General features: G+C 64.0%; 6 protein-coding genes. 4 read left to right on the plus strand and 2 right to left on the minus strand.

Annotation, left to right across the window (positions count from 1 at the left end):
• Window positions 1-314 (minus strand): hypothetical protein (locus E4L96_RS16430; RefSeq protein ID WP_135208297.1); only part of this gene is annotated, 314 nt, incomplete at its 3' end.
• Window positions 315-372: 58 nt separating this feature from the next.
• Entirely contained in the window at window positions 373-2,340 is a 1,968-nt protein-coding gene (locus E4L96_RS16435; protein ID WP_135208298.1) for an AAA family ATPase, read from the minus strand.
• Window positions 2,341-2,881: 541 nt separating this feature from the next.
• Between E4L96_RS16435 and E4L96_RS16440 the strand changes: the two genes are divergently transcribed.
• The 4 genes from E4L96_RS16440 (at window position 2,882) to E4L96_RS16455 (ending at window position 5,710) form a co-directional block, all read left to right on the plus strand.
• A complete protein-coding gene (locus tag E4L96_RS16440; protein WP_135208299.1) occupies window positions 2,882-3,385 on the plus strand; it encodes a DUF6160 family protein in 504 nt (167 codons plus the stop codon).
• A gap of 127 nt (window positions 3,386-3,512) precedes the next feature.
• Window positions 3,513-4,298 carry a hypothetical protein gene (locus E4L96_RS16445; RefSeq protein ID WP_135208300.1) on the plus strand — a complete coding sequence of 262 codons (786 nt, stop codon included), beginning with the start codon at window positions 3,513-3,515 and terminating at the stop codon, window positions 4,296-4,298.
• Between the two features lie 6 nt (window positions 4,299-4,304).
• Window positions 4,305-5,147 (plus strand): DUF6160 family protein, encoded by an 843-nt coding sequence (locus E4L96_RS16450; RefSeq protein ID WP_229414564.1) that lies wholly within the window; start codon window positions 4,305-4,307, stop codon window positions 5,145-5,147.
• The gene (locus tag E4L96_RS16455) at window positions 5,144-5,710 is read left to right on the plus strand and encodes a hypothetical protein (protein ID WP_135208301.1); all 567 of its coding nucleotides are present in this window, start codon (window positions 5,144-5,146) and stop codon (window positions 5,708-5,710) included. The genes E4L96_RS16450 and E4L96_RS16455 overlap by 4 nt, the downstream gene beginning before the upstream one ends.
• Window positions 5,711-5,794: the final 84 nt, after the last annotated feature.

The following is a 5,794-nucleotide window of genomic DNA, read 5'->3' on the forward strand; positions in this document are numbered from 1 at the left end:
TGCCTGGCCGCGGCCGCGGTGAGCGCGCCCGCGGCGATGGCCCCGGCCAGAGGCGACGGCGCGTGCTCGCGGCAGGCCGCGTCGTCCAGCTTCCGCTTCACCAGCTCCGCTTCCACCGCATTGCCATACCTGGTCGGCACATCGTCGTACATCGACAGATAGTGCCGGCACAGCATCGCATCGTCCAGCGACGGCACCTGTGCGATCGACTCGCGCTCCAGGTTGTCCAGGGTCGCGCAACCGGTCACGCCGATGGCGGAAAAACAAATGGCCGCCCCGAACCGGGCGGCCATCGTGGTGAACTGCGATGTCATAAGCGCTCCATGATGGCCCTGCGGCCGATTATAGAGCGCTTCTGCGCAGCAGCCGGGATTACACGGCCATCGCGGTCTCGGTGCACAGCTTGAGCGAAGCGTGGCGCGGTGCTGCCAGCGCCGCCGCGAACAGGTGCTCGCGCTCTGCCAGCAGCTCGAACACCGCATCCTTCGACAGGACGTAGCGCTCGATCAGCGTGTCCTTGATCGATTCGATGATCCCGCGATAGTCGCGGATCGCGCCCAGCGTGTAGCTGTACAGCTCATCGGACTTCTCTTCCACCTGGCGCACGGTATGCTCGCCGTTGGCGTCGGTCTGCAGCTGGGTGTAGTCGATCTTGGAGCGCGAGTACATCGACAGGCGGTTGACCATCATGTTGAGCATCTTGGTTGCCTTCTCGATGTCGTTCTGCGAACCGACCGAAATGCCGCGCGCCCCGTAGAACAGCTCTTCCGCCGCCACGCCGCCGTACAGCTGGATCACGTCGCGCTCCAGCTCTTCCAGTGTGCGCAGGCTCATGTCGTCGCCCGACTGCAGCACGTAGCCGAGGGCACCGATCTTCGACACCGCTTCCGTCGAAATCTTCAGCAGGTGCGACTTCTCCTTCACCTCGTCCAGCGACATCCCTTCGCGCAGGTAGGGGTCGATCTGCATGAAGAAGTGGCCCAGTTCGTGCAGGGCGATGCGCTCGCGCTGCTTGGCCTTTTCGGCGGTCGTGGCGCGGTCGGTCAGGCCGATGGTGGCGCGCTCGAAGGCGCGGAACATCACGTCGGTATCGATGACCAGCTTCTCCTGGATGCAGATCAGGCTCGCGCGTTCGACCACGGTCTCCAGCAGCGCGGGCGACAGGTTGGTGGTCATCTCGGCCACCTGGTCGAGGTCCAGGTTGTTCCAGTTGACGATGCCGTCCTGCTTGCGGGCCAGGAAGCTGCGCAGCAGCTCCTTGCGCTCCGCCTTGTTCGGCAAGCGGAAGTTGATCTTCACCGAGAAGCGGCGCAGCATCGCTTCGTCCATCTCGGTCGAGGCGTCGTCGAAGTTGGAGGCCACCACCCAGATCACGCCATTGCCCTTGTCGCTCTTCACGCCATCCAGCAGGCCGAGAAGCGTGTTGGCGGTGTCGTCTTCCCATTTCTTCTCGCTGCGGCCGCGCGGCATGAACAGGGACTGCGCCTCGTCCAGGAAGATGATGCACTGGCCCTTGGCGCAGGCCTTGCGGTACAGGGCGTTGAGCGCTTTGGAGCCGCCGCCGACATAGCCCGATTCCAGCGCCGAACCAGACGCCTGGATCAGCGGCACGTTCAGCTGCTTGGCCAGGTAGCCCACCAGTTTGGTCTTGCCGGTACCGGCAGGCCCGGTCAGCATCACGTTGAACGGCTTGTCGATGTTGTGCTGTTTATAGAGGCTGCGGTTGCGGATCATGTCCTCGAGGTGCTTCACCTCGGTCTTGATGTCGTCCATGCCGATCAGGTCATCCATCGAGCCTTTCAGCTTGTCCGGCTGGATCATGGTCGCCGACGGGCCCATGCCCGGGATGCCGAACTTGATCGCGTAGAACACGAAGAAGATGACGATGATGTCCAGCGCGTGGCGCTTCAGGAAGTCGATGGCTTCGGCGCGGGTCTGGTTCTCGCCTTCGTCCAGCATCACGGCCTTGTGCGAGGCCAGGAAGTCGTCCTTGGCGATCGAATACGGGATCGCATTCTTGAGCAGCACTTCGCGCTCCAGCGACAGATGGGAGGTGCTCGGCACCTTCACCACGTGCAGTTCCTGGGCGCCCTTGAACTTGAAGACGTAGCGCGGCGCGTCCGACAGCGGCTTGGCCACCAGCAGGTAGTCGAGCTTGTCCTTTTGCGCGGCCAGCGCGGTGATCTCCGCGATATTCTGGGAATGGACGACCGGAACCGCATCCTGCGGGACGTCGCTCTTGTAGATCACAAGGCCGACGGTCAGTGCGATCAGGAGCACGACCAGCACGCGGACGTACACGTTCTTGAGGGCAATCTGAAGCTTGGCGAAGGTGGGCATGAATAACTCTGTCAGTAATGCGGTGTGAACGGGCGCAAATATGGGGCGCGGCGATTTAGCGTTTTCACATCGGAAGGGCTGGCCGAGCGTGTTCTTTTTGTATCGCGCTAGTGCCCGAAGGCAACAGGGATATGGGCACTATACGCGTAAAAAAAAGTCGCGTGTACCCTTTTCTGTGAAAAAGTTTTGCAGAGCAACGATTCGTGATACGCCCGTCAACCACGGGCGTTATTCAATTGTCGACCTGGCATGCCAGACCGACAAATTGCTGCGTTCGCGGCATGCTGGGCTTGCTCAAAAGCATATGTGCGCTGGCCCACAAAGCCATGGGATTGGCTTGCACTATCAACACGAACCGATGCAGTTTTACTACGCAAACTCGTAAGATGAAGTTTCTTAATTGGCATCAAGCGTTAAGAACCTAGCACGACCTGAAAGACGACCCCAGCGGCCACAAGCCAAGGTTCAGCGTTGGTCCAGAACGTGCCGCGAAACGATTTCATTCCCGTCGCTGTACAACAATAATGACTTGGAGATACACATGAAACTGCTGAAAAAACTCGCACTCGCTGCTGCTGTTGCTTCCATCGCTGCTTCGGCTCACGCCGGCCTGACCCCGATCGCTGACGCCGACCTGTCCAAGGTCTCCGGCCAGGACGGCGTCTCGATCGCTGCCGACCTGCATATCAACATCGGCGAGTTCAAGTACACCAATACCGACTCCACCACCGGCGGTTCGGTGTCCTTCAAGAACATCGGCATCAACGGTGTGATCGCTGCCACCCTGGACGTGATCAACGGCGCCACCTTCGCGCAAGACGCCTACGGCGCCGTGCTGGGCCTGACCTCGCCGCAAACCGCCCTGGCCGGCTTCTACGACGGCGGCGACGTGGTCAAGATCGCCATCCCGAACCTGACCTCGTCCAAGAACGTCAACATGACCGTCGGCGGCATCTCGATGGGCGGCTCGACCAAGTCCTTCGGCGCGATGGCCATGAACGACATCAAGCTGCAAGGCACCACCGTCTACATCTGGGCTCACTAATCCCGGCGTAGCACAACAGATCGTCTCTTCGCGGCTGCCCGGTTCCTGCTTCCTCCGGCAGCCGTATTTTTGCGATCGGGCGCGCCGTGTGCGCGCCACCCATCCCTCTTCATTCAGTTCCTTCGCCATGAATACGCAGGCCCGCCTTCCGCTGCGGCGCATCGGCGCCGGAATCGTTGCCACCTTGTGGGCCGCGTCCGTCTGGGCCGCGCCCAAGCCGATGAGCGATGCCGAGCTGTCCGCCGTCAGCGGCCAAGGCGTGTTCGCCGTCTCTAACAGCAGCCTGAACGGTTTTGACTTCATGCGCGTCGCGCTCGATGCGGACGTCGCCCTCAACGCCAACCTGACCAATTTGCGCCTGGGCGAGTACGCCTACGCCGCGCGCAACGGCACCGGAGCGGACCTCGACATCGGCGCCCTGCAGTTCGGCCGCACCGATGCGGGCGTGGCCAAGCAGGTGGTGCAGATCACCAACCCCTATTTCGAATTCGTGTTCCGGGACACCGGCAACGGCACCCGCGAAGCCATCGGCATGCGGCTGGGCTTCGACGGCATCGCCGGGGACGTCGGCACGCGGCTGGCGAGCATCTCGGGCTCGCTGCAGATCGCCACCAGCGGCGGCACCGTGGACACGGCCAACGACGCGCTCGGCGGCAAGCGCTTCGACAATACCTGCGCGACCTGCGTCGGCCCGACGCTGAACCAGATCGGCGGGATCACGGCGGGCGACGCGAGCGGCCCCTCGCGCGACTTCTGGATTTCCATCCTCAAGACGCCGGTGACCTTCCCGTCCGCGCCCGGCATGCCCGCGCTGACGGAGGCCCAGGCCGGCATCTGGATGAACTGGCGCGACAAGCTGGTCGCGCTGAACATCAACGGCACCCTGCCGCCCAACAACGCGCTGGCCCGGTAAGCTGCCATGCGCGCGCTCGCCCTGCTCCTGCTGATGTTGCCGCTCTGCGCCGGGGCGATGGAGCCGATGTCGGACGCGGCCCTGTCCAAGGTGCGCGGGCGCGATGGCATGAGCTTCAACCTCGCGAATTTCGCCATGAACGGCGATGCCACGCTGCGCTACACCACGCCGGGCAATATGGGCAGCCTTTCGATTGGCAACATGGCGGTGTCGCGCTCGGACAATACCGAGGCGCCGTTTGCCGATCCGTACATGATCGACGTGCTGGCCAGCCCGGTGGGTCGCGCGGACATCATCACCCTCTCGCGTCCGCTGAACACGGCGGGCAAGGAGCTGTGGCAGATCGCCTACGACGTGGCGGTGGAGTCCAACGGCACCACGCTCGGCACCAGCCTGGTCCTCAAGGATGTGGCGCACTACGGCGGCGGCATGCAATGGACCACGCCGCGCGACAGCGATGGCCTGGCCTGGGGCTATGCGGTGCGCACGGACATCGGCAGCTTCTCGGTGCAGCCGAACGGCAAGAGCGCTTCGGGCGAGGCGCTCGTGTTTGCGGGCATCAAGATCGGCGCGGCGGCGGGGGATGGGACGGTGTCCGCATCGCCGTGGCGCATTGCGGACGTGAGCAACCAGCCGGGCATCTTCAACGCGCGCACGGGTGCGGACGGCAAATCGAACCTGCACTTCGGGATCGACTGGCCGGATGCGGGCGGCCCGGGCGCGGCGGTGGGGGCGATCACGGTGGACAACATCACCTTCCGCAGCGCCACCACCGGCGACGTGAACCTGGGCTCCTCGCGCATTGGCGGGGTGCAGATCCAGTTCCTGGACGTGAAATTTCGGCAATGAACGCGCGCGCCCTCCTCGCTCTCGCCGTCGCGGCGGCCACGGTGGCCAATGCCGCGCACGCAGCCGACGTGGCGGGCGCACCGACGGGCGCGGGCGCCTCAACGAGTGACAGCGCGCGCGGAAGCGCGCGCCTGGCGGCGGCTTCGAGCAGCACGCGCCAGCTCAAGCCTTTGTCCGATGCGGAGATGTCGGATGTGCGCGGCGGCGACAGCATCAACTTTGCACTGCACCTGGAACTGAACCAGCACCCGGCCGACCCGGCCACGCACGACAGCCGCATCGCCATCGGCCAGGTGGTCGACGGCCGCACCACCTGGGTGGTGATGCGCAATCCGAGCGGCGTGGTGGATATGGTGGGCTTGTCGATTGGCTCGCACACGGCGCCGGACGGCACCAATTACGTGGCGGTCGGTATGCCCGCGCAGGTGAAGTTCGACAACTTCGGCTTCGAGTCGCTCAGCGTGCAGCAGGATCCGTCCGCCCCGGTGACGGACCACATGGGCAGCTTCAGGCTGAACGGATCTTTGCAGATGCAGGGTCAGCTGCGGACGTGGGCGCATTGACCGGATCGGCCAGCGGTTCTTCGAGCGGCGCGTTGGCCGCTTCGGTTTGGGGCGCATGGGCCAGCCCAGGCACCGTCGCAAGGA

It is taken from the genome of Zemynaea arenosa (genome assembly GCF_004614185.1).
Lineage (GTDB): Bacteria > Pseudomonadota > Gammaproteobacteria > Burkholderiales > Burkholderiaceae_D > Telluria > Telluria arenosa.

Excerpts from the sequence above, each read along its gene's own strand:
- E4L96_RS16455 (WP_135208301.1), top strand. The coding sequence starts at position 5,144 with ATGAACGCGCGCGCCCTCCTCGCTCTCGCCGTCGCGGCGGCCACGGTG.
- E4L96_RS16445 (WP_135208300.1), top strand. The coding sequence starts at position 3,513 with ATGAATACGCAGGCCCGCCTTCCGCTGCGGCGCATCGGCGCCGGAATC.
- E4L96_RS16450 (WP_229414564.1), top strand. The coding sequence starts at position 4,305 with ATGCGCGCGCTCGCCCTGCTCCTGCTGATGTTGCCGCTCTGCGCCGGG.
- E4L96_RS16435 (WP_135208298.1), bottom strand. The coding sequence starts at position 2,340 with ATGCCCACCTTCGCCAAGCTTCAGATTGCCCTCAAGAACGTGTACGTC.
- E4L96_RS16440 (WP_135208299.1), top strand. The coding sequence starts at position 2,882 with ATGAAACTGCTGAAAAAACTCGCACTCGCTGCTGCTGTTGCTTCCATC.